Origin of the sequence: Psychromonas sp. SR45-3, assembly GCF_014163575.1 — a bacterium.
Classification (GTDB): Bacteria; Pseudomonadota; Gammaproteobacteria; order Enterobacterales; family Psychromonadaceae; genus Psychromonas; species Psychromonas arctica.
Map to the genome: position 1 here is coordinate 143282 of NZ_JACJDP010000005.1, position 22271 is coordinate 165552.

15 protein-coding genes and 8 tRNA genes are annotated in these 22271 nt (G+C 36.9%); 8 read left to right on the top strand and 15 right to left on the bottom strand.

The annotated features are described in order from the left end of the window. Window positions 1–207: 207 nt before the first annotated feature. The 3 genes from H5084_RS04890 to H5084_RS04900 form a co-directional block, all read right to left on the bottom strand. Window positions 208–284 (bottom strand) — tRNA-Pro (locus tag H5084_RS04890). Window positions 285–442: 158 nt separating this feature from the next. Next, window positions 443–527, bottom strand: a tRNA-Leu gene (locus H5084_RS04895). Window positions 528–564: 37 nt separating this feature from the next. After that, a tRNA-His gene (locus H5084_RS04900) sits at window positions 565–640 on the bottom strand. A 667-nt stretch (window positions 641–1307) separates the two neighbouring features. On the opposite strand from H5084_RS04900, the gene H5084_RS04905 reads away from it, so the two are divergent. Beyond that, window positions 1308–1532, top strand: coding sequence for an antitoxin Xre/MbcA/ParS toxin-binding domain-containing protein (locus tag H5084_RS04905; RefSeq protein WP_182689707.1), 225 nt, complete (start codon window positions 1308–1310; stop codon window positions 1530–1532). Between the two features lie 454 nt (window positions 1533–1986). On the opposite strand, the gene H5084_RS04910 is transcribed toward H5084_RS04905, so the two are convergent. The 3 genes from H5084_RS04910 to H5084_RS04920 all read right to left on the bottom strand — a co-directional run bounded on the left by H5084_RS04910 (window position 1987) and on the right by H5084_RS04920 (window position 6921). Beyond that, window positions 1987–3774 (bottom strand): TRAP transporter fused permease subunit, encoded by a 1788-nt coding sequence (locus tag H5084_RS04910; RefSeq protein ID WP_220485897.1) that lies wholly within the window; start codon window positions 3772–3774, stop codon window positions 1987–1989. 70 nt (window positions 3775–3844) lie between these two features. Beyond that, window positions 3845–4804: a TAXI family TRAP transporter solute-binding subunit gene (locus H5084_RS04915; RefSeq protein ID WP_182689708.1), complete on the bottom strand. Its 960-nt coding sequence runs from the start codon at window positions 4802–4804 to the stop codon at window positions 3845–3847. 1361 nt (window positions 4805–6165) lie between these two features. Beyond that, window positions 6166–6921, bottom strand: coding sequence for an IclR family transcriptional regulator (locus H5084_RS04920; protein WP_182689709.1), 756 nt, complete (start codon window positions 6919–6921; stop codon window positions 6166–6168). 147 nt (window positions 6922–7068) lie between these two features. On the opposite strand from H5084_RS04920, the gene aldA reads away from it, so the two are divergent. The 4 genes from aldA (at window position 7069) to H5084_RS04940 (ending at window position 12714) form a co-directional block, all read left to right on the top strand. Further along, window positions 7069–8493, top strand: coding sequence for an aldehyde dehydrogenase (gene aldA / locus H5084_RS04925; RefSeq protein WP_182689710.1), 1425 nt, complete (start codon window positions 7069–7071; stop codon window positions 8491–8493). Between the two features lie 67 nt (window positions 8494–8560). Continuing rightward, a complete protein-coding gene (locus tag H5084_RS04930; protein WP_182689711.1) occupies window positions 8561–9862 on the top strand; it encodes a nitrate/nitrite transporter in 1302 nt (433 codons plus the stop codon). Continuing rightward, window positions 9859–11088 (top strand): mandelate racemase/muconate lactonizing enzyme family protein, encoded by a 1230-nt coding sequence (locus H5084_RS04935; protein ID WP_182689712.1) that lies wholly within the window; start codon window positions 9859–9861, stop codon window positions 11086–11088. The genes H5084_RS04930 and H5084_RS04935 overlap by 4 nt, the downstream gene beginning before the upstream one ends. A gap of 15 nt (window positions 11089–11103) precedes the next feature. Continuing rightward, window positions 11104–12714 (top strand): GMC family oxidoreductase, encoded by a 1611-nt coding sequence (locus H5084_RS04940; RefSeq protein WP_182689713.1) that lies wholly within the window; start codon window positions 11104–11106, stop codon window positions 12712–12714. A 433-nt stretch (window positions 12715–13147) separates the two neighbouring features. Here H5084_RS04940 and H5084_RS04945 read toward each other — a convergent pair whose 3' ends face one another. From H5084_RS04945 to H5084_RS04960, 4 genes are all read right to left on the bottom strand, one after another. Beyond that, the gene (locus tag H5084_RS04945) at window positions 13148–14182 is read right to left on the bottom strand and encodes an IS110 family transposase (RefSeq protein WP_182689714.1); all 1035 of its coding nucleotides are present in this window, start codon (window positions 14180–14182) and stop codon (window positions 13148–13150) included. A gap of 163 nt (window positions 14183–14345) precedes the next feature. Then, window positions 14346–15008, bottom strand: a complete 663-nt coding sequence (locus H5084_RS04950) for a hypothetical protein (RefSeq protein ID WP_182689715.1) — start codon at window positions 15006–15008, stop codon at window positions 14346–14348. A gap of 370 nt (window positions 15009–15378) precedes the next feature. Further along, window positions 15379–15810, bottom strand: coding sequence for an FKBP-type peptidyl-prolyl cis-trans isomerase (locus H5084_RS04955; protein WP_182689716.1), 432 nt, complete (start codon window positions 15808–15810; stop codon window positions 15379–15381). A gap of 787 nt (window positions 15811–16597) precedes the next feature. Next, complete coding sequence (locus H5084_RS04960) at window positions 16598–17509, bottom strand: LysR family transcriptional regulator (protein WP_182689717.1); 912 nt, start codon at window positions 17507–17509, stop codon at window positions 16598–16600. A gap of 171 nt (window positions 17510–17680) precedes the next feature. Between H5084_RS04960 and H5084_RS04965 the strand changes: the two genes are divergently transcribed. The 3 genes from H5084_RS04965 (at window position 17681) to H5084_RS04975 (ending at window position 20505) form a co-directional block, all read left to right on the top strand. After that, the gene (locus H5084_RS04965) at window positions 17681–18661 is read left to right on the top strand and encodes a Gfo/Idh/MocA family protein (RefSeq protein WP_182689718.1); all 981 of its coding nucleotides are present in this window, start codon (window positions 17681–17683) and stop codon (window positions 18659–18661) included. A 90-nt stretch (window positions 18662–18751) separates the two neighbouring features. After that, the gene (locus H5084_RS04970) at window positions 18752–19732 is read left to right on the top strand and encodes an aldo/keto reductase (RefSeq protein ID WP_182689719.1); all 981 of its coding nucleotides are present in this window, start codon (window positions 18752–18754) and stop codon (window positions 19730–19732) included. A 245-nt stretch (window positions 19733–19977) separates the two neighbouring features. Further along, window positions 19978–20505 (top strand): glucose PTS transporter subunit EIIB, encoded by a 528-nt coding sequence (locus H5084_RS04975; protein ID WP_182689720.1) that lies wholly within the window; start codon window positions 19978–19980, stop codon window positions 20503–20505. Between the two features lie 855 nt (window positions 20506–21360). On the opposite strand, the gene H5084_RS04980 is transcribed toward H5084_RS04975, so the two are convergent. From H5084_RS04980 to H5084_RS05000, 5 genes are all read right to left on the bottom strand, one after another. Next, window positions 21361–21437, bottom strand: a tRNA-Pro gene (locus H5084_RS04980). A 60-nt stretch (window positions 21438–21497) separates the two neighbouring features. Continuing rightward, window positions 21498–21582 (bottom strand) — tRNA-Leu (locus tag H5084_RS04985). A gap of 37 nt (window positions 21583–21619) precedes the next feature. After that, a tRNA-His gene (locus tag H5084_RS04990) sits at window positions 21620–21695 on the bottom strand. Between the two features lie 19 nt (window positions 21696–21714). Continuing rightward, window positions 21715–21791, bottom strand: a tRNA-Arg gene (locus H5084_RS04995). Between the two features lie 48 nt (window positions 21792–21839). After that, window positions 21840–21916: transfer RNA gene (locus tag H5084_RS05000), tRNA-Pro, on the bottom strand. Between the last annotated feature and the right edge of the window lie 355 nt (window positions 21917–22271).

Here is a 22271-nt window from a genome sequence, read left to right on the forward strand (position 1 = left end):
ACTAATATGGCACTTTAATGTCATAAACGAAAAAATCCGCTTAACTATTGCTAGCTAAGCGGATTATTCTTAATGTGGTCGGTGATAGATGGAGCGAATAAGCGCCAGCTTAGTGTTTGAGCTATCTTTTCAACTAATAAGACACTTTTAATGTTATAAACGAAAAATCCGCTTAACTATTGCTAGCTAAGCGGATTATTCTTAATGTGGTCGGTGATAGAGGATTCGAACCTCTGACCCTCTGGTCCCAAACCAGATGCGCTACCAAGCTGCGCTAATCACCGAGTATTTTTATTCGTATTTTGTAATAAGGGGTCAAACCCTCTGGTCCAACTCTTTTCCAAAACACTGGAGATGCGCTACCAAGCTGCGCTAATCACCGAAATTGTTAATATCTAATTAGTCAGGGATAATAATTAACTAATTGATATTATTGTTTAAATGGTGCGGAATGAGAGACTTGAACTCTCACATCTTACGATACTAGAACCTAAATCTAGCGCGTCTACCAATTCCGCCAATTCCGCAACGATTTAAACATTTTTAAACTTAAGATTTAAAAAATGGGGCGAATGACGGGGTTTGAACCCGCGACAACCGGAATCACAATCCGGGGCTCTACCAACTGAGCTACATCCGCCACTAAACTTTTTTAAAAATGGTACGCCCGACAGGATTCGAACCTGTGGCCTACGGCTTAGAAGGCCTGAGACTCTGTTGCAAAGAAATGCGATATAGTTTAACTATGCCATTAGTATCATGCACTTAACAAAAAAATAGCGACATCAATTAAAACCGAATTAGCCCTAATAAATAGACACGGGTCTTATAAATGGTCACTAAAATAATTTCACTTTTTACTGCTTTTGAATACTAAAATTAATTTTTTTAGATTCAATTATCGATATTTAAGATGTAAAAAATGCATTTTATATCATGTTAATGATATCCCAAAACTTACTTTCTGAACGTTAACTTGAAAAGAAATGGAAAGTAGAATATTAATATATGTTATCTAAATAGAACATATTAACGACTCGATCGGATTTTTACATTTGACGTGGGCAACTAAATTCTCACAAACTAGTTAAGTTAATTTTTTAATGCATCCGTTTATCGTTTCAAAATAACATGTGCGACAATATCCTAAATAAGAATGAAATCGATATGGGTTGTACCACATAGTATATAACTCAATATATCTTGTTTGCCTTATGGCTCTATGGATTCAAAGAGACATCGGCAAACAGAATACAAAAACAACAAATTGCTGAACACCGCCCCTCAGACTGATAAGGAATTGGAGAATGATAAGTTTAATTAAATTGGATGATGATGAATCAGAACGATATACTAAAGTTTTAATTTCTGCGGTTCAATTCTTTGAAAATGAAAAAGAGGCTTTGCTATGGTTAAAAACGTCAGTAAAGGCATTAGGAGGTAGGCTACCTATTGATATGCTATCAACTGATAAAGATGCTGAGATGGTTTTGAATGTCATTGGCAGACTTGAGCACGGTATTTTTAACTAAGCTTTTCAGGTTATTCTACTGTAATACAAACGACTATCTCACTTCAATTAGCTTTCTAGGGCGCACAAAGCGTCCTAGAATTTATGAAGTGTATAACGCCAGCTGTTCCGACAAAGCAGACTTAACTGGTAAGTCGCTTTCGCCGCCTTAGCCTGAGGAAGCTATAAATATGTGGCTAAATACTAAGTAATGCAAAATGAAAGACCTGACCCTCATGGTCACGTTATGTTAGTGTACTGGATAACCCTAGCTTTTAGCTAAAGATGATGGACTAATGAGATGTATGGTATGGTCAACTTTTCAAACGGAGTCGAAGAAATACTGCCGACCAGATCGAAATAAGTTATTTACCACACCATGACCCTTTGGAGAACATTACACTTCGGATTAATTTTATTAATACCTCTAGAAACGTCATTAAATTTACAGTCCCATTACAAAGTAAAACTGTTTACTAAAACTGACCAAAACCAAACACAAAGATAATAACAAGGCCTGCAATAACTGCTATGGCTGGCTGCCAGTAATTTTTAGATTGGCCTGTTACTGCGTAACTCACAAGCCATAATCCACTACCAATCTTTACAGCGGCAAGCAGAGCCATTACCGGATTGGCAATGAGCTGAATTAAAGCAGGATTAGCAACAAGGGCAAGAGGTACAATATAAAGTCCAACGCCAATACGCATCGCTCTGTTGGCAACAGAGAGCCACGGAGCACCACACATACCTGCTGCAATAAACACAGTCCCACACACTGGCGGAGTTATTGTTGAAAGTAAAGCATACCAAAAAACAAAAAGGTGGGCGTACAGAGCGGGAAGACCAAGTTGCTCAAGAGCAGGCCCTGCAACAGATATACAAATAGCATAGGCGGCTGTTGTAGGTACTTCCATACCAAGTATCAAACAGGCAATAGCGGTAAGACAAAGAGCAATATAAAGGTTACCACCAGAAAACCCTAAAATAGCAGAAGTAACCTTTATTCCAAGGCCTGTCATATTAAGTACACCAATGATAACACCAGCACAGATAACAATAGCTGCCACTGTACTCATCTGCTTAGCAGCACCAAGAAAGGCCTGCTCTAAACGAGCAAGAACCGCAGGAAGCTTCGAAACACCTTTTCGATCTCCGATAAGCATAATCGCAGTAATTATAGTAGCAACAGCCGCACCATACTGAGCGGTATAGTCAGTACAAAAAAGCATGAGTAAGAGCACACCAAAAGGCAAAATGAAGAATATAGCAAGACGCCCTACTTCACTCCATCTTGGCAACTCTTCTTCAGTAAGACCTTTTAGGTTATTACGCTTTGCAAAGTGATCAACACTTACCCAAACACAAAAGAAAAAGAGCAGTGCTGGCAAAATCGCAGCGGCCATAACTTCGTTATAATTAATACGAAGTAGCTCTACCATCATGAAAGCGCCTGCGCCCATAAGCGGTGGCATAATTTGCCCACCCGTAGATGCAACGGCCTCAACTGCTCCTGCAAAAGATGCTGGGTACCCAAGTCGTTTCATCGTTGGCATAGTAAACGCGCCAGTTGATGCAACATTTGCTGAAGCTGAACCCGAAATTGAACCAAAAAATGCCGAAGCTAAAACGGAGACTTTTGCTGGTCCTGCTCTATGCTTACCTGCAATACGAGTTGCAAGGCTCATAAAGGCAGTACCACCCTCGCCTGCACTGACAAACGCACCAAGAATAATAAATACAGCAATCACATTAAGCGAGATACCTGTAAGCGGCCCCCAAACACCACCTTCGGTAAGCACTAATGTCCCCCAAAAGGCATCAGCAGGAATACCAGGATGACCAAATTCACCGGGCAAATATTGCCCGAAAACGCCGTAACTAAGAGCAATGAGGGCGACTAACGGAAGCGATAGCTTTACGTGGCGACGAGCCATTTCAAGAACAATAAGAACAAGAGCAACACTCCAAACATACTGACCGGTTGTTTCAAGTGAGCCATATTGATCCATTAAATCAACACGATTAAAAGCAACCCACATACAGATGCCAATACCTGTAGAGGCAAGTATCCAGCCTGTTATATTCTGAAATGTGCTTTTTTGTCCAACCAAAAAGACCCACGGCAAAGCAAGCGCCAAGTGAATAGGACGTGTAACAAGGTTTGGTAGAAGACCAGCAAACACAAGCCAGAGGTGAAAGAAGACAGAGCTTACCGCTAAAGTGAGTAAGACCGAACGGGATATTTTTTGTTTCATAGACATCGTACTACAACCTAAAAAGGGGAAAAGCTTCTCAACCTTCCCCTGCAAATAACTTTATTTCTGAAGAAAACTACTGAACTGCAACCAAGTGGGCAGGAAGAGTGATACCTTCTTCTTTATAATAACGGATTGCACCTGGGTGAAGCGGCCCTGCAAGCTCACCTAAAAGATCAACTGTTACAGATCCCCACCATGGAGCAACTTTAGCCATACGTTTTTTAGCATCCCAAAAAGCCTTGGTCAGCTGATATGCAGTCTCTTCATCAAGACTCTTCATGGTGTAAGCGCCAACAGGAAGAGAAATTGTTTGGGTATCAGTATCAACGCCAGGATAGGTCCCAGCAGGAATTGTGATTGGAGTTCCTTTAACTTTACCGTAATCTTCCTCAGAAAGACTAAGGAGCTGGATTGGCGTAGAAGACGCGGCCTCAAGCACATTTGGTGCAGGGAAAGATGAAGAAGTCGCAAAACCTTGAACTTGTCGATTCTTAAGTGCAGATACAGCGCCACTCACTTCAACATCAATCGCATTAACCTTACCTTCAAGACCAAGAACTTTGAAAAGTTCGATAGTTTGACGAGCCGAAAAATTACCACGACCTACAATAAAGTCTTTACCATCAAGTTCTTGAAATTTTGCAATTTTAGAGTCTTCTCGAACAACCCAGTGCATTACAAGCGATGGAATTGGATAAAGAGCACGAATATCTTGATATGTATGCTTACCCTTTTTAAATGGCTTTACACCATCACGCGCTTTAACAATAAGAGATGGAGGAGTGGTGAACACATAGTTTGCACGATTTTTACCAGCTTCTTTTACGTTTTGTACAGAACCTTGGCTCTCCTCAACGGTGAGGATCATATTACTATTAGATGCATATTTAACCCCCTCAGCAACCTGAACGGCCATTTGATAATATGAAGTGGTCGATTTGGCACTTTTATATGTTACACGGGTCTCAGCGATGGCAGTATTGGCCATGGAAATACTTAAGGTAGCAATAACAACTAGGGCTCGTTTTAACATGTATTCTCTCTCTTTTTCTAAAGCTGACGCTCTGATTACAAAGGATTTTCTCATTTAACTAAGCAACTATAAAAGATCAGACAGGAATCGGCTAGCAAAAAACACAATTGATCAATATTTATTCGGCACGAAGATCTATTCACCATTTTATAGACGCCAACACCATCCACAAACCTGACTTTGAACAGAAGCAAGCACCGATAAACAAGCATAAATATAATCATAGAATGCATTTAACACAGTCAAATTGCAAAAGAACTATTAAAGCAAAAAGTCATTAACTTTAGCCCCACACTCACAAGGATTATATCCTATAATTAGTTTAACTTAGTGTCATCACAAATCTGTATGTATTGTTGAGTCATCATTTTTTTTAGTTAAATCTACTTTTCCAAGAACTTACTCAATCATAATACAATGCATCCTAACTAAATATAAAAATAAGGATGTCGAGTATCGTTTTTGTTGACTGTTTGCTATCAAAGTAGCTTCATCTGGATCAATTAACTCAAGAATAACTTTACCATATCCCACCCTACCATTAGCTGAACCTTTGATTCTGCTAATGACATTTTCTATTTTTGATAGAGTATTTATCCACTTTTTTTCATACTTGCTGTGCTCTATTCGGTAGGTAATAACTCGCCAGGGAGATAGATTAATGACAGGCTTTAACCTATTAATCAATTGAGATAGTTCATTAGGATCTTTAAATTCTATTCCTGAATTCTCATTGCAAATATTATTAATCGTATAGCGAAGTATATATGTATAAGCAGAATGCTTTTCTTTAAAATGGCTTGATATTTTTCTGGTCAAAGAATCTAAATATTTTTGTTCCGCTTTTCATTTACTCGGCAGTAAATTTTTTCTATCGTCAAATTGTACATATGGGGGGTTATCCCTTACTCTTAGTATAAATTTATCTCTTACATAACAAGCTTTATTAAACCAATTGTTAAGCAAGGAAACGTCTATCCCAAACTCAATAGCAATAGTTTGTAATTCATACCCTTCTTGAACCTTACTGAATGCTCGATAACCTTTAACGGTGTACTTCTCTGACCTTTTAATTATCACTTAAAGAAGTGTAACGCTTCTGTAGTGGTACAGTAATTTTGGCCTATTAAAAGCTGGTGAATTATTAATAAAAATTGATAATGAAAACCACATTAAAAGTTAACGAATGCAAAATTACCTGGGTGCCTATTGCCATTAAAAGAGCTTTTTAATATTACCCATTACATTAAAGCTTCGTCTCAATATAATTATAATAGACCATTGTCTCGATCATTTATTAACAACCCCACCCATCATAATTCCTAACATTACTATTTTTTAAATTTCAATAAGTAAAGGAATTACACTATTCTTGCTGCCATTTGCCTTGTTGCTTGAATAAGATGCCCTGATAGTCTTTTTATATATCTTGGTATGAATTGTTGCCCAGGCACTCCCAAACTTATAGCTGCTATAGCACGGTTATTGGCATTAAGTACAGGAGCCGCTATAAAACACAAATTACTAATATTTTCACTACCAATCGTGGCATATCCAAGGCGCTTTACAATCCTTAATTCTTTCATTGTATCTTCTAATGCACTATTACCATTAGCCTGCTTTGGCAACACATTATACAAATAATCTCGTTGATACTTTTCATCGTGCATCGCTAAAATAGCTTTTCCAGTGGCACTGTTATACATCGGATAAGTGCTACCAATATAAACATTTGAAGCCTTTGCAAGAGAAGACTCAGTTTTCGCAATAACAACTACTCTATTACCAACTTCCATATGAAGATAAACTGAATGATAAGTCTCATGTTTTAAAATTTCAGCAATAGGATGGAAAATTGGAATAGTATCTTGGCGGCTAAATAAAGTCGAAGCAAGCTGGAATATGTGCGGCCCCATGCAATATTTCTTTTTTTGACTAGGGTCAATGCTAATCATATTTTTTTGGAGCAACACCCCAAGTAATCGATGAACTGTTGATGTCGCAAGCTCTGTTTCTTCTACAATTTCCGATAAAGTCAGAGAGTTTTGCGATGCAGCGAATAAATCTAAGAGCTGAATTGCACTATCAACAGCAGGAACTTTTGATTTTTTTAACATGAGTGAACCCAAAATTTAAATGGCTTTATTCATATTAGCCCACAATATCTTTTCCGTATATGGAAAAATACTATAGATCGTTGGTTTACGTTTGACTATTTTCTTCTTGAAAAACTATGATGTTTGAAAATCAAGAGGAGAGACTAAATGAGAATTGAAAGTAATTTTGTAAATAACCAATTTGTTAATTCAACAACGAACAATCCGATCGCAGTTTTTAATCCGGAAAATGAGCTACAGATAGCTCAGGTTCCTTCATCTACAGTTGATGAGGTATTGAATGCAGTAACAATGGCGACTCAAGCACAAAAAAAATGGCGTAAATTAACCAGTATTGAGCGTGGTAGCTATCTGCAAAAACTAGCAGATATGTTAATTGAGCGAGCACCAGAAATTGGTAACATATTAGCATTAGAGTCAGGTAAAAGCCTTATTGATGCGACAAATGAAGCAATTTATGCCGCAGATATAACCCGTTACCACGCAGAGTGGGCTCGCCGTATTGAAGGTGAAATAATTCCAAGTGACACACCTGACGAAAACTTGTTTTTGCACCGAGAGGCAATCGGTGTTGTAGCATGTTTAATTCCATTTAACTATCCTGTATACACTCTATTGCGCAAAATAGCACCAGCTCTAATTACTGGAAATACCGTTGTTGTACGTCCAAGCAATAATACGCCATGTTCAGCATTTGCAATTGCTCGTGCCATTGCTGATTCAGGTTTACCTGAAGGTGTAGTAAACATTTTGACAATGGATCATGTGACTGCCGAAGTTATGTGTACGCACCCAAAGGTAGGAATGATTACGTTAACTGGAAGTGTCGGTGCAGGTCGTAAAGTTCTTGAATACTCTCAAGTAAATATAGCTAAGTCTTCTTTAGAGTTAGGGGGAAAAACTCCTGCAATAGTAGAACCTGATGCAGATTTAGAAACAGCAGCCAGAGAGATCGTTGCATCTAAGCTATCGAACTGTGGTCAATTATGTACTGCAGTAGAGCGAGTATATGTGCATGAATCAATCAAAGATAAATTCACTCAGTTATTGAAACTAGAAATGGAAAAAATTGAATTTGGACCTCGTTCTAACTCCCCTGACTTTATGGGGCCACTGGTGAATGAGAATGCACGTTTACATATACACCAGATGGTTGAAAGAGCTGTTGATGACGGTGCAAAATTAGTGCTTGGTGGCGTTATACCCGAAGGAAAAGGACACTTCTACCCTCCTACAATGTTAATAAATTGCCGTCAAGATATGGAAATTATTCAAGAAGAAATATTTGGACCTGTATTACCTGTTTTAAGCTACAGCACATTGGAACAAGCAATCGAATTAGCGAATGATCATCAATTCGGTTTAGCCTCCCTTATCTATACCGAAAATTACCGAAATGCAATGCAAGCTGCTAATAATATTGAAGCTGGTGAAGTTTATATTAATCGAACACCTGGAGACCCATACCAAGGTTACCACTCTGGTTGGAAACGCTCAGGTTTAGGTGGGGATGATGGAAAACACGGCATGTTAGATTACACCCAAACAAGGCTCGTTATTGCGAAATACTAAATAAAAGCAATAACTTAAATATTGACAACCTGTTAAACCTAGCAGGTTTTTCTTAAAAGGTATTATTATGTCTGATACAACACTAAACACAGTTGTAGGAATTCCTGCATCTTTAAAAGGCAATATTAGTCGTTATTTTCAATTTATTTTATTACTACTTGCGAGCGGTGCAATTTACCCTCTCTTGTATTTACGCCAAAATTTTGAAGTTTCAATTCTTGAAACTTTTAATATTACCATTACTGAATTAGGGAATTATTATTCATTATTAGGTGTAATGTTTATGGTTTGCTATGTGCCAAGTGGTTGGTTAGCAGATCGAATCCCCCCTCGTTTACTGATTACATTTTCTATGGCCATGACGGGTGGATTAGGTATGTTATTTGCCACAGTACCATCAAAAGAAATATTACTTTATATTTTCTTAGGTTGGGGTATTGCATCTGGTCTCACATTTTGGGCATCTTTACTTAAAGGTGTAAAGATGTTGGCAGGAAAAGGCCAACAAGGACGGTTCTTTGGCATTCTCGATGGAGGTAGAGGGCTCGTTGAAGCCATATTAGCTACAATAGCTATCTCTATTTTTGCTTATAGTATTGAAAGTAATGGAGAGACAACAGCAGTTGCAATTAAGCAAGTGATTCATATGTATTCATACACATGCTTAGGGCTGGCTGTTGTTATATTTTTATTTCTAAAGGATGCAAAAAAAACTGAAAAAGTAAAAAAGCTAAAATCCACAGATAATTTATGGAGTAACTTAAAGTTCTTAGCATCAATACCTGAAATGTGGTTAGTTGCAACAGTTATATTTTGTGGGTATCAATTATTCTGGGCAACTTATTCATTTTCAGCTTATTTACAAGAAAGCTATGAAATTAGTGCGGTAACCGCAGGCTTTATTACCGTTGCTAAATTATGGATGCGCCCAATTGGAGGTATTGGAGGGGGGTTTCTTGGAGATAAGTTTCGTAATGAAAATATTCTTGCAATATCATTATTAGGGGCATCACTATTCTTATTAGGGATGGTTCTCCTACCTCAACTACAAAGCATTACATTTGTTCTTATCATTGTATTAATTATTGGAGTGCTTACTTACGCTATCCGAGGACTTTACTGGGCTATTTTAGATGATTGTGATATCCCGATGAACGTAACAGGACTTGCAATTGGTGTTATTTCATTAATTGCATACACCCCCGACATTTTCTTACCAATGTTAAACGGCTATATAGCTGAACGCTATGAGGGGCTAACTGTTTACCACTTATATTTTAGTTATATCGCAATAGTTGGAATTTTAGGTGCTGTTGCATGTTTAAAATTACGAAATCTGAATGACAAAAAACAAGGAATACAATCATGAAAGTATCACATTTAGAAACACACATCGTCGCAACACCTCCCCCGCATATCGGTGGTATGTATTGGATTTTTGTAAAAATAAAAACCGACTGCGGAATTGAAGGTGTTGGTGAAGTATATGCAGCGACTTTTCACCCTGAAGTCATGAAGGTTGCGATTCAGGACGTATTTGATCGCTATTTAAAGGGGTATGACCCACACCATGTTGAACGTTTTTATCGTGAGGCCTTCTCAAGTGGTTTCACACAACGGCCAGACTTAACTATGATGGGTGTATTTAGTGGTTTAGAGATGGCGTGCTGGGATATTATAGGTAAAGCAGCAAATAAACCTGTCTATGAGTTAATTGGTGGGAAAGTTAACGAAAAATTACGATCTTATACTTATTTATATCCAGAAAACAGCCTAGGTGAATATGATTACGATAATATTGATCTCGCCGTTGAATGTGCAATTAAAAATATGGAGCAAGGATTTACTGCATTAAAGTTTGATCCAACTGGTCCCTATAGTGCTTATTCAGGACATCAGATATCACTAGAAGCATTAGATAAATCAGCATCTTTTTGTGCCCGTATCCGAGAAGCTGTTGGCAATAAATGTGATTTGTTATTTGGGACCCATGGCCAAATGTGCGTGTCATCAGCAATTCGTTTAGCTAAGCGCTTGGAACCTTTTGATCCACTATGGTTTGAAGAACCCGTTCCGCCAGGACAAAATGAGGCAATGGCTCGAGTCGCTACGAAAACATCTATTCCAGTTGCTACAGGCGAACGTTTAACAACCAAGTATGAGTTCCATGACGTTTTACGTCACAATGCAGCCTCCATATTGCAAATGAATTTAGGTCGTGTAGGTGGTATTTTAGAAGCTAAAAAAATAGCATCAATGGCTGAAGTTCACTACGCACAAATAGCTCCTCATTTGTACAATGGCCCAATTGGTGCAGCAGCCAGTATTCAACTAGCCGTTGCAACGCCAAACTTCCTTATTCAAGAAAGTATTATGACTTGGGATGGTTTCCATGCAGATGTATTAGAAAACAAAATTGAATGGGATAAAGGATGCATTATTCCTTCAGAAAAGCCAGGCCTTGGAGTTGAGTTAAATATGGATGCGATTAAATTTTCATCGCCATACACAAGTCGAAAGTTACACTTATCGATGGATCCAAAGCCATATAATGTTGTTGAAGCAACATCAGAAAATTGGAAAGAAAAATTATAAATGGAGGGGCAGAACATGGAATATGATTACATTATTGTAGGTGCTGGCTCTGCAGGTTGTATTTTAGCCAATCGCTTAAGTGAATCTGGACAACATTCTATATTATTATTAGAGGCAGGTGGACGAGATACTCTACCTTGGATTAAATTACCCATTGGATTTGCAAAAACTTACTATAATCCTGAATATAATTATATGTATTATAGTGAGCCAGAAAAAGAATTAGCAAATAGAAAAATCTATGCACCAAGAGGAAAGGTTCAAGGTGGCTCTGGATCAATAAACGCTATGATCTACGTACGTGGTCAGCGTAAAGATTTTGACGATTGGGAAGCCAATGGTAATCCTGGCTGGGGTTATGATGATGTTCTGCCTTATTTTAAAAAGCTAGAAGATCACCCTTTAGGCGATACTAAATACCATAGTTCAAAAGGATTGATTGGTATTACTCAAATGAAAAATGGGGCTCATAAGATCTGTGATTATTACCTAAAGGGCTGTAAAGAATTAGGTTATAAAATGAATGACGATTTTAATGGCGCTGAATTTGAAGGTGCTGGCATTTATGAAGCAAATATCCGACGTGGTTTACGTGACTCAAGCAGCTTTGCTTATCTTGAGCCTGTTAAAAAACGCAAAAATTTGACGATATCGCATTACTCTATTGCACAGAAAATATTGTTTGATAATAATAAAAAAGCGATTGGAGTTGACGTCAAAGTAGCAGATAAACTTATACACTTTAAAGCAATAAAAGAAGTGATATTAACGGCTGGTGCTGTGGGTACACCAAAGTTACTACAAGTATCTGGCGTCGGCGACGCTGCGCATTTAAATCAGCATAATGTCAAAGTGATACATGACCTACCTGCAGTTGGTAAAAATTTACAAGATCATCTATGTGTTAGTTTTTATTATAAAGCGAATCAGACAACCTTAAATGATGAATTAGGGACTGTTTACGGTAAAGCCAAAGCAGGCCTTGAATACATAGTAAATCGTACAGGCCCACTATCTATGAGTGTTAATCAGGGAGGTGGTTTTTTTAAAGGTACAGGTACGGAGCAAGAGCCAAATTTACAGCTCTATTTCAATCCTATGTCATATGAAATTCCTAAAGACACTAATGCTAAATTAAAGCCCGAACCATATTCAGGATTTTTAGTCGCATTTAACCCATGTAGGCCATCAAGTCGTGGTGAAATATCTATTGTGTCAAATGATCCTAATGTAGATGCTTTAATTAAGCCTAACTACTTATCAACAGAAAAAGATATTACAGAAGCAGTACAAGGATCTAAATTTATTCGACACCTAATGACTGCCCCATCTCTAAAATACCTTACTGTTGAGGAAGTAAAGCCTGCAAGTGAAGTTTTTGACGATGACAGTATGCTTAAATTCTTTAGGGAGCAGTCTGGTTCGATTTACCACTTATGTGGTTCATGTGCGATGGGCTCAGATATTTCTAAAACAGTCGTAGACCATAGATTAAAGGTTCATGGTATGGAAGGCCTAAGGATTGTAGATGCATCCATATTTCCAAATATAACATCTGGAAATACGAACGCACCAGTTATGATGGTTGCAGAAAAAGGTGCCGATTTAATTCTATCTGATATATAAGGATATTAATTCCTATATGCTGATAATTAGCTTCAATTGACCTCCTATTAAACGGAGGTTTTTTACTAAATAAGATTTATAATATTTCTTTTTGAGCAGTAATTTTCAAGAGGTTTCCTCTTCTAGAACAGTAATTTTGGCATCTAATTTAGAGTGAATCAACAACATTTTACTAAGTCGTATATGGACTCCACCTGTTTTACAACGATTAATTTACATAAACATATAAGATGCGTTCGTATATACGGCTTTTTATTGAGAGAGCTACCCTCTAGCCTAAGATGTTTGCGCACCTATTATCCTCATCGCTTTGACAGTCTTTCATGACTTCCGACTTAGACAGGTTTTAATAGGTTGGTCTTACCGTTTATGCTTCATCATTGTTGTAAAATTGGGTAAAGCTGTTTTTATTGAATTAACGTGTTCTAATTTTTTATTCTGTCACTAATAATTGCTGCTGATATTTAGTTTCATATCTCAAAATAGCCCAAGCCGTTCTAACTGTTTTATTTGCTAAAGCAATACAGGTTCTCTTAATACCTAATCGCTCTCTTAGTTGTATTAACCACGCTTGTTTTAGTGTTCTTGGCTCATCAGGCAACCTTGATATATATGAAAGCGCTCCTTGGTATAAAGCACATCTTAATTCTTTAACGCCTCCATTTTTAATAATTCCAGTCATCTTGGTTTTACCTCCTGAACTATGCTGTTTCGGGGTTACACCTACAAAAGCAGCTGCCTGGCGACCACTTTTAAACTGTTTGCCATCACCAATAGTTGAATAAAGCATACCTGAACAAATTTCAGCAACACCTTCCAAATCCATCAAGTTTTTACAAGGATTTAACTGCCTGACTAATGCATTCTTTGTCTTTTCTAACTGACTAAACTCAATTTTCAATTCTAAATACTGTTCCCATAATTGATGCAAAGTAGAGATTAAGCATGTAGGAATTAAGCTCGGTTCATCGATAGTATTTTGCACTGCTTTTTTTAAACCTAAAACACCACGTGCACTTGTTATGCCATATTCATATAACATTGCTCTAATATGGTTGCCCAGTGAAGTGATGTTTCTAGAGAGAAATACTCGACTAGTTTCTAAAGATTGAAGTGATTGCTGTTCTTTATTTTTAGGTTTACTGTATTTCAAACCAATTTGTAATGCGGCATTTGCAATCGCTAAGGCATCGTTAGCATCCGTTTTTTGACCTTGAAGGAAACCTTTTACTTTTTTAGGGCTAATTATTCTGACCTCATGGCCAAACTGCTCTGCATATCTCCCCCAATAATTGCTACTACCACAGCCTTCTATTGCGACAATTGACTGCTTTGCATTAGCAAGCAACTCTTTTAGCTTTTGGCGGTTAACGGCTTTATTCATAACCAATTCACCGTGTTGACTTATTTGGCAAACTTGAAATACTGTTTTAGCTAGATCGATTCCGAAAATATTAGATTGAAGCATAATATGGTCTCCTAATTAGTTACCGATACTCTACGTTACTTGCTAGAGTTGGTGGAGTCCACACATCGCTTTGGAGGGCCAAAGAGTGACCGTTTTAATGAATCCGTCATGACAATTCATTAAGGTAAACTTATGGCTAACAAATGCGGGTAACCAAGATTTTTTATGTCTTTTTTTTACTGATACTAGAAAGAAGCAATACAAAGAAACATAACACAAAATTAAACAATGGAATTTGCAAATCAGAAGGCATTGAATAAATAATCAAGACTGACGGAATCCAAATTATCCAGTTGGTAACCAATGTTGTGGGAATTTGCACGAATACAAACGCCTTATCAATATTTGCAAATGTTTGACGAAAATTAAGAAGCTTATCTTTCCATAAGTATGCAATCGCCATACTCGGTGCTGCCCATAGAGAGCCATAAACAAATTGGTCAATAATCGTCTTTTTCGCTAGCGTGCCTACATCATTACCAGTGCCAAACCAATTCTCTTGAAGTTGATATAAAAAATCTACTTCAACACCTTTATAAGCCCAAAATAGAACATAAAAAAGACCGACAGCGGCAATTTTTTCATGAATTTGTTTGGTTAAAACGAGGTAAATAAAGGGGATAAACCCACCAAAAAGAGAAGTTGATAACATCGCATATTTCCAACCATATTGACTTTTTAAATCACTCAAATAGGTAAAGACGACAGCCGCTGGCTCATAATAGAAGTAGCACAATGCAGTGAGCACTGCAAACAATTGTAATACTACCCCTGGCACTAAATTTTGTTTCAATGCAGATTTAACATTTTTACTCAGTGTTTGCATGCTTAAAGACCTTGGTAAAAAATTAATTAAGTACGGTTTCAAATTACTTGAACTTTTATTTTCAATAATAACCAGTAATTTGGGGCTTCTTATAAAATAATGTAGTGTAAGTTACTGTGTAACGCTCCCTAAAATCAGATAAATTTGTTAATTAAAATGACATTATACTTTCCTTGATACTAACGATTAAAAGTCGATACAACTTTTATCGAATACCAATAAAATTAATATAGTGATCTGAGACTGCGCAGAGTAAATTATTTATAACAAGGCATGATTTTCTGAAGAAGGTTTTCTCATGTTCAAACACATCGCGAAGTTAGTGATTATCTTAACCAGCAAAACGGTCACTTTTTTAGTACCTTTATCATTAATATATATCTATTAAGCGTACATCAATAACTAGTACTGCATGGGCACCTATTTTACCGCCATTGCCTTTTTTACCCCAAGCTAAATCAGAAGGTATTACAAATTCGTATCTCGATCCCAATGGCATATGTTGTAAACCTTCAGTCAACCCGTCAATGGCTTCTTCAAGGCTAAATTTTTCTGGGCTATTAACTTGGTAAGTATCAGCGATAACTGAACCATCAGTTAATAAAATTCGCTGGTGAATTTCAACACTGTCATCAATGGTTGGATAGCGACCTTCTGATTGTTCAATAACTCGGTACATTAACCCTGAATGAGAAAATATGACGCCATCTTTTTGTTGGTATTTCAGTAAAAAATCTTCACTTTTTTTGCGATTTTGACCAGCAGAGCCCTTTCCACTTTGTTTATCTTTTTTACGTGCCATAATCTATATTCCGAAATAATAAATTTGTAATAATTAAATTTATCACGACTTATCTCTCTTCCCATATTTATAGGAAAAGCATTTCAATCAAAAAATTTAACATTTTCTTCTTTCTAACTGTTGTTAAAACAACTTGTGTAAATTTCGCTCATAAAACTAGATTCAACGCTTTAAATTATAAGTAAAATTTTTTATCTTAAAAATTGTGAATGCTCATACTTTCAGTTTGCCTAAAAGTATCAGTAATAAGAAAAAAAACAATTGTAATATATGGTTTTTGTATTTATATATTACTGATTGTTGCCAATGCGGAAACCGAATGCTCTAGCAGTTCTACTACAAGTTTAATTTTATTATTCGCATTACCTGCACCATTAAGTGTAAATCTTAGCTTCAAAAGCATACCCCCAATAACGTACATTGCATTAGCATACAAGTCTCGGAAAATACTTAGCGAAGGTGATCATCCATTTCTAAGGTAGGAATTTATCTTCGATATTTTGAGATTCAACTAAACACTTCAAGGCTTGTCATTTACTTTTTTATAAATAATCTCAGTTCAATAAGCCAATCGATACTGCACAGTCATTTTCGTGTGTTTCTGCGTTAAATTAGCTACCAATAACAAGTTATTGCTACGATGATTTTTCTGGAACTACACAAAACTATCAATACTGTACAGTGATAAATTTTAAGCATTTGATTATTAAATAAATTTCGTTTTTATTTACCAGAGTTAAGGTTAAAAAGTTTAATTTCCCAGTTAGCTAGATATTACCCTTCATAGCTATCTTTCAAAGCTATGTAGCAAAAAATCGATCAGTGCTTGAACGCGGAGAATTTTATAACGCGCCTGTGGGTAAACCAGCGACACTATACTGTCGTTTAATTGCCAATCGTCAAATACCGTTACTAAACGTCCTTGCGCTAGGTCATCTTTAATATGGTAATCGGTTAAACGCGCGATACCTTGATGATTTAATACGGCAAGGCGACTGACATGTCCATTCGTACAGTGAAATTTTCCTTTTAGGGTTAACTCATAATGGTCACGCTCTTTGTCATTATTCCCTAACAAATTCAGCTTAGTAAATGGCCATTTATGAACTGATCCTAAAATGATGTTATGTTTGAGTAAATCTTTAGGATGACTAATTTTTTTGTGTTTATGTAAATATTCTGGTGAAGCGCAAACATGTGTTTTAAACCTTGTTAGCGGCCGAGCAATCAAATTTGAATCTGGTAAAGGCCCCATACGCACTACAATATCGTAGTGTTGGGCAATTAAATCGACATGCACGCTGCTAAAATCTAAGGTGATAATTACATCAGGATGTTGATCCATAAATAGAAAAAGTAACGGTGTTAAAATTTGCTCACCAAAAATACCGCCTACCGCATTGATTCTTATTTCCCCTGCCAATGTTTGTTGATCTTCTTGTGCTTGGTCGATTGCTTGCTCTATATAGGATAAGCCCTGTGTGCATTGACGATAAAACTGTTCTCCAATATCGGTTAGCATAATAGATCGTGTTGAACGATGTAATAACTGTACGCCTAAGTTTTTTTCTAGTTGGGTAATTAGTTGTGACACTCTTGAACGCGAACTGTTTAACATGTTGGCCGCTGCACTAAAACTTCCATCATCAACTACCCTAAGAAATTCAGGTATACCTTGCAGATTTTTTTTATCGATCATCTTTCATATCCTTATAGAGCTAACTTTTGAATAGATTGTTTAACATTATTAAACAATGAGTTTAAAGCATAGGTATATGTAAACAATATTTTATTAGGTAAACTAATATTATTGCTCATGTTTTTATTGATGAATTTGCTAATACTACTATCGACCATAGGGGGAAAAAAGATGGAACACTTTCGATGGGGTCTTATTGGACCTGGGCGCATTGCTGAAAACTTTGCTCAAGCATTAACCGTGATAGATGATGCCGAACTTTATGCGATTGCTAGTCGCAATAAACAAAGAGCGTCAAACTTTGCTAATAAATATAAAATTGAAAATATCTATTTAGATTACAATGAACTAGTGAACGATGGAAAAATTGATGCGGTTTATATTGCCACACCACATCGTTTTCATTATGAACAAATTAAATTATGTTTAGAAGCCGGTAAAGCGGTGCTTTGTGAGAAGCCATTAACAGTGAATGCTGCGCAATCGCAAGAGCTAATGTTACTGGCGAAATCTAAAGATCTGTTTTTAATGGAAGCGGTTTGGACACGCTTTCTGCCTATTTATAAGCAAGTTAGAAATTGGTTAGATACAGGTGTTATTGGTGAAGTGAAATCGTTACAGTCAAACTTCGGTTTTTGTATACCAAAAGATCTAGACGACCGACTATATAACCATGATTTGGCGGGAGGTACCTTGTTAGACATGGGTATATATAACATAACTGTCTCACAGTGGGTTTACGGAGAAAACCCTGAATCTATTCAAGCGACGTCATTATTAACTGAAACAGAGGTTGATGAGCATACCTCTGTAAATATGGAGTACAGCGATGGTCGATTTTCACAGTTTACTTGTAGTTTTATGGCAAAACACCGTAACGATTTTTGTATTTATGGTACTAAAGGCCAAATTAAAATACATGATATGTTTTGGTGTACAAATAAAGCCACATTAGTGACCGAAAGTGAAACATTAACAATAGATAAACCTTTCCGTTCGACAGGTTTTGAATACGAAATTGAAGAAGCAATGTCCTGCATTCGTGGGGGTCTATTAGAAAGCCCAGGCATCACTCACCAAGATACGCTCGCCACTATGACGGTTATGGATACTGTTCGACAACAAGTTGGACAAAAATACCATTTCGAATAATCAATTTGAGTACGCTGAATAATTAATTTATGTTCGATGAATAATCGTTCAGCAATGATTGGATACCTCCCATTTACAAGGTAAATAATAATGAAAAAAAGAATATTAGGTAGTACGGGCTTTGACGTTTCTGAAATTGGCCTTGGTTGCTGGCAATTGGGAAATGATTTTGGCCCTCTTGAAGACAAACAAGCACAAGAAATATTATCGGTAGCATCAGATGAAGGTATCAATTTATTAGATACCGCTGATGTATATGGTGGCGGAATCAGCGAAGATCGTATCGGAAGATGGCTGAAAAAAAGTAAAGAAAAGCCATTTGTTATCACTAAGGTGGGCCGAGGGGAAACGTTGTTTCCTGCGAGTTACACAAAAAATAAAGTAAGAGAAAATATACAAGGGTCGATAACGCGCTTAGGCCTTGAGGCTTTAGATTTAGTTCAGTTACATTGTATTCCGCCTGAAGTATTACGAAATGGTGAAATATTTAATTGGTTAGAAGACTTTCAACAACAAGGACTAATTAAAAACTTTGGTGCCAGTGTTGAAATGATTGACGATGCCATATTTTGCTGCCAAGTACCCAAACTTGCCACGGTACAAATTATTTTCAATATTTTCAGACAAAAGGCGATCGAAACATTATTACCAAAGGCGGCGGAAAATAATATCGGCGTTATTGTTCGTTTACCATTAGCGAGTGGGTTGTTGAGCGGGAAAATGGCTAAAGATCAGAAGTTTTCAGAGCAAGACCATCGTAATTATAATAAAGACGGTGCTGCATTTCACGTCGGAGAAACGTTTAATGGATTACCGTTTAATAAAGGGATTGAATTGGTCGATCAGCTTAAAGCAATACTGCCTAGCCATTTAAACTTATTAGAGACCTCGTTACGTTGGTTATTAGATCAACCACAGGTCAGCACCATTATTGCTGGAGCAAGTAGCCCGCAACAGGTAATAAAAAATGCACAGGTAAGTAATTTGGCTCCCCTTGATGAAGAACTTGATAAAAAATTAAAAATGTTTTATCAATCTCAAGTAAAACAACATATTCGTGGTGGTATATAATTTCACGATAAAACCTGTTGCCTAGTGATAATTTGTTCAATATAAACAGATGTTTATATGAAAACCTGTTTTTAATTAACTTGATTTCCCTATCTAATATTAGGTCAAAAATAGTCAGATTGGTGTAATATAAATTTTAACTTCTTTTAAGGGAATGCTCGTACTTATATCAATCAACACAACTCATTTAATTTAAATACACAGTTAATAGTCAATACTTTAATTGTGTTTTAGGAGCAGTAAATATGTCAAATACCCCATTAACGAATTATGAAGATACTGCTGAAAGACTTGTTTTAGCCTTTGGCAGCAAAGACAATATCACTGACATTGACGCCTGTTTTACTCGTCTACGTGTAAAAGTAGATAAAGTAAAAATTGTTGACCAAAAAACAATAGAAAAACTTGGCGCTTTAAAAGTAATTATCGTCAAGAATGAAGTACAAGCTATTTTTGGCAAAAAAGCTGAGCAACTAAAGACCGACATGCAAGAATGGATTTCTAATAAAGCAGATGCAAAACTAGCTAGTGATCTTGTTACGGCTTTGGGTGGCAAAGAAAATATCTCCAACATTGACGCCTGTTTTACTCGTCTACGTGTAAAAGTAGATAAAGTGAAAATTGTTGACCAAAAAACAATAGAAAAACTTGGCGCTTTAAAAGTAATTATCGTCAAGAATGAAATACAAGCTATTTTTGGCAAAAAAGCTGATCAACTAAAAAACGACATGCAAGAATGGATTTCCAACAAAGCAGGTAAAACTAATATCTGATGTTACAAAGTATAGACGAAGTTGATCCTTACATGGCTTGCTTAATTTGTAAAAGACACTCCATAAATCGATTGTGACGATCTAAAATAAACAAAAATAGCAACCTAAGATGTAATGCTGATCAGTTAATAAAAAGTGTTGATTTTTAGGTATATGTAATCAAAATCCGATGTTCAAACAACGTCGGTTTTTTTTGTGACTTTAGATTACGACTTTCACCCTATTGAAGCCTTCACTCCTGAACATTACAATTCATTATCTGAAGTCCTTTCTCCTGATTGAATTGACCAATGCCTTAAAGAACAAGATGCTATTACCTTGATAAAGACAAGCTACCACTTGAAATGATAGTGTAGGGCATTGTTGGTAGGTAATACTTAGACACCTTCCAATGAACGATATAATCAACCTGTTGGACACTATATAACCCGGCAAACGTTCCTTTTGTCACAACAAGTGCCTTTGTTTAGTAATTAAAGCGGCATCAAATAAATGGTCAAAACTGTTCAACAGCGGAGAGCTACGATGAGCTGGTTTATAATAGAGTTTGAAGACCGCTTGAAGAATCATCTGGTAAAAATGGTAATTACACAGAATTATTTACAGGGTAGATGGCTAAAAAAACAGTAATCAATCCGCTTTAAATAAACTTGGTCACCAAAATGGACACCATTTGGTCACCGTTTGGTCACCGAGCTAAATTTTAGTGTTTTTTTAGTTATTCAAAGCGACTAAAAGTAGTGTTAAAAAAGAGGGAAATTTGAATAATACTGGATTAAAACTGGGTTGATATTGTCAAATTAAAGACGAAAAAAAACCGCTTTTGCGTTTAAGCATAAAGCGGTTTTCTTAATGTGGTCGGTGATAGAGGATTCGAACCTCTGACCCTCTGGTCCCAAACCAGATGCGCTACCAAGCTGCGCTAATCACCGAAATTGTTAATATCTAATTAGTCAGGGATTGTAATTAACTAATTGATATTATTGTTTAAATGGTGCGGAATGAGAGACTTGAACTCTCACATCTTACGATACTAGAACCTAAATCTAGCGCGTCTACCAATTCCGCCAATTCCGCAACGACTTAAACATTTTCAAACTTAAGATTTAAAAAATGGGGCGAATGACGGGGTTTGAACCCGCGACAACCGGAATCACAATCCGGGGCTCTACCAACTGAGCTACATCCGCCAATAAACTTTTTTAAAAATGGTACGCCCTACAGGATTCGAACCTGTGGCCTACGGCTTAGAAGGCCGTTGCTCTATCCGGCTGAGCTAAGGGCGCAAAAGCTGGACTTATATCTTACAACGATTTCTCATTGTTTTCAAAATGTGGTCGGTGATAGAGGATTCGAACCTCTGACCCTCTGGTCCCAAACCAGATGCGCTACCAAGCTGCGCTAATCACCGAGTATTTTTATTTGTGTTTTGTTATTATGCGTCAAACCCTCTGGTCCAACTCTTTTCCAAAACACTGGAGATACACTATCAAACTGTGCCAATCACCGAGTATTTTTATTTGTGTTTTGTTATTATGCGTCAAACCCTCTGGTCCAACTCTTTTACAAAACACTGGAGATGCACTATCAAGCTGCGCTAATCACCGAGCATTCATTTGCGCATTTAATTGCACTGGTTATATGTTGTAAAACAACACTCACCGTTCTGCTTATTATTAAGGATGTATATGTTATCACACCTCGCTAGCTGAACTGTTGAAGCAACTAATCTTTGTAAGAACTTAATGCCTGTCAACGAGGCGAGA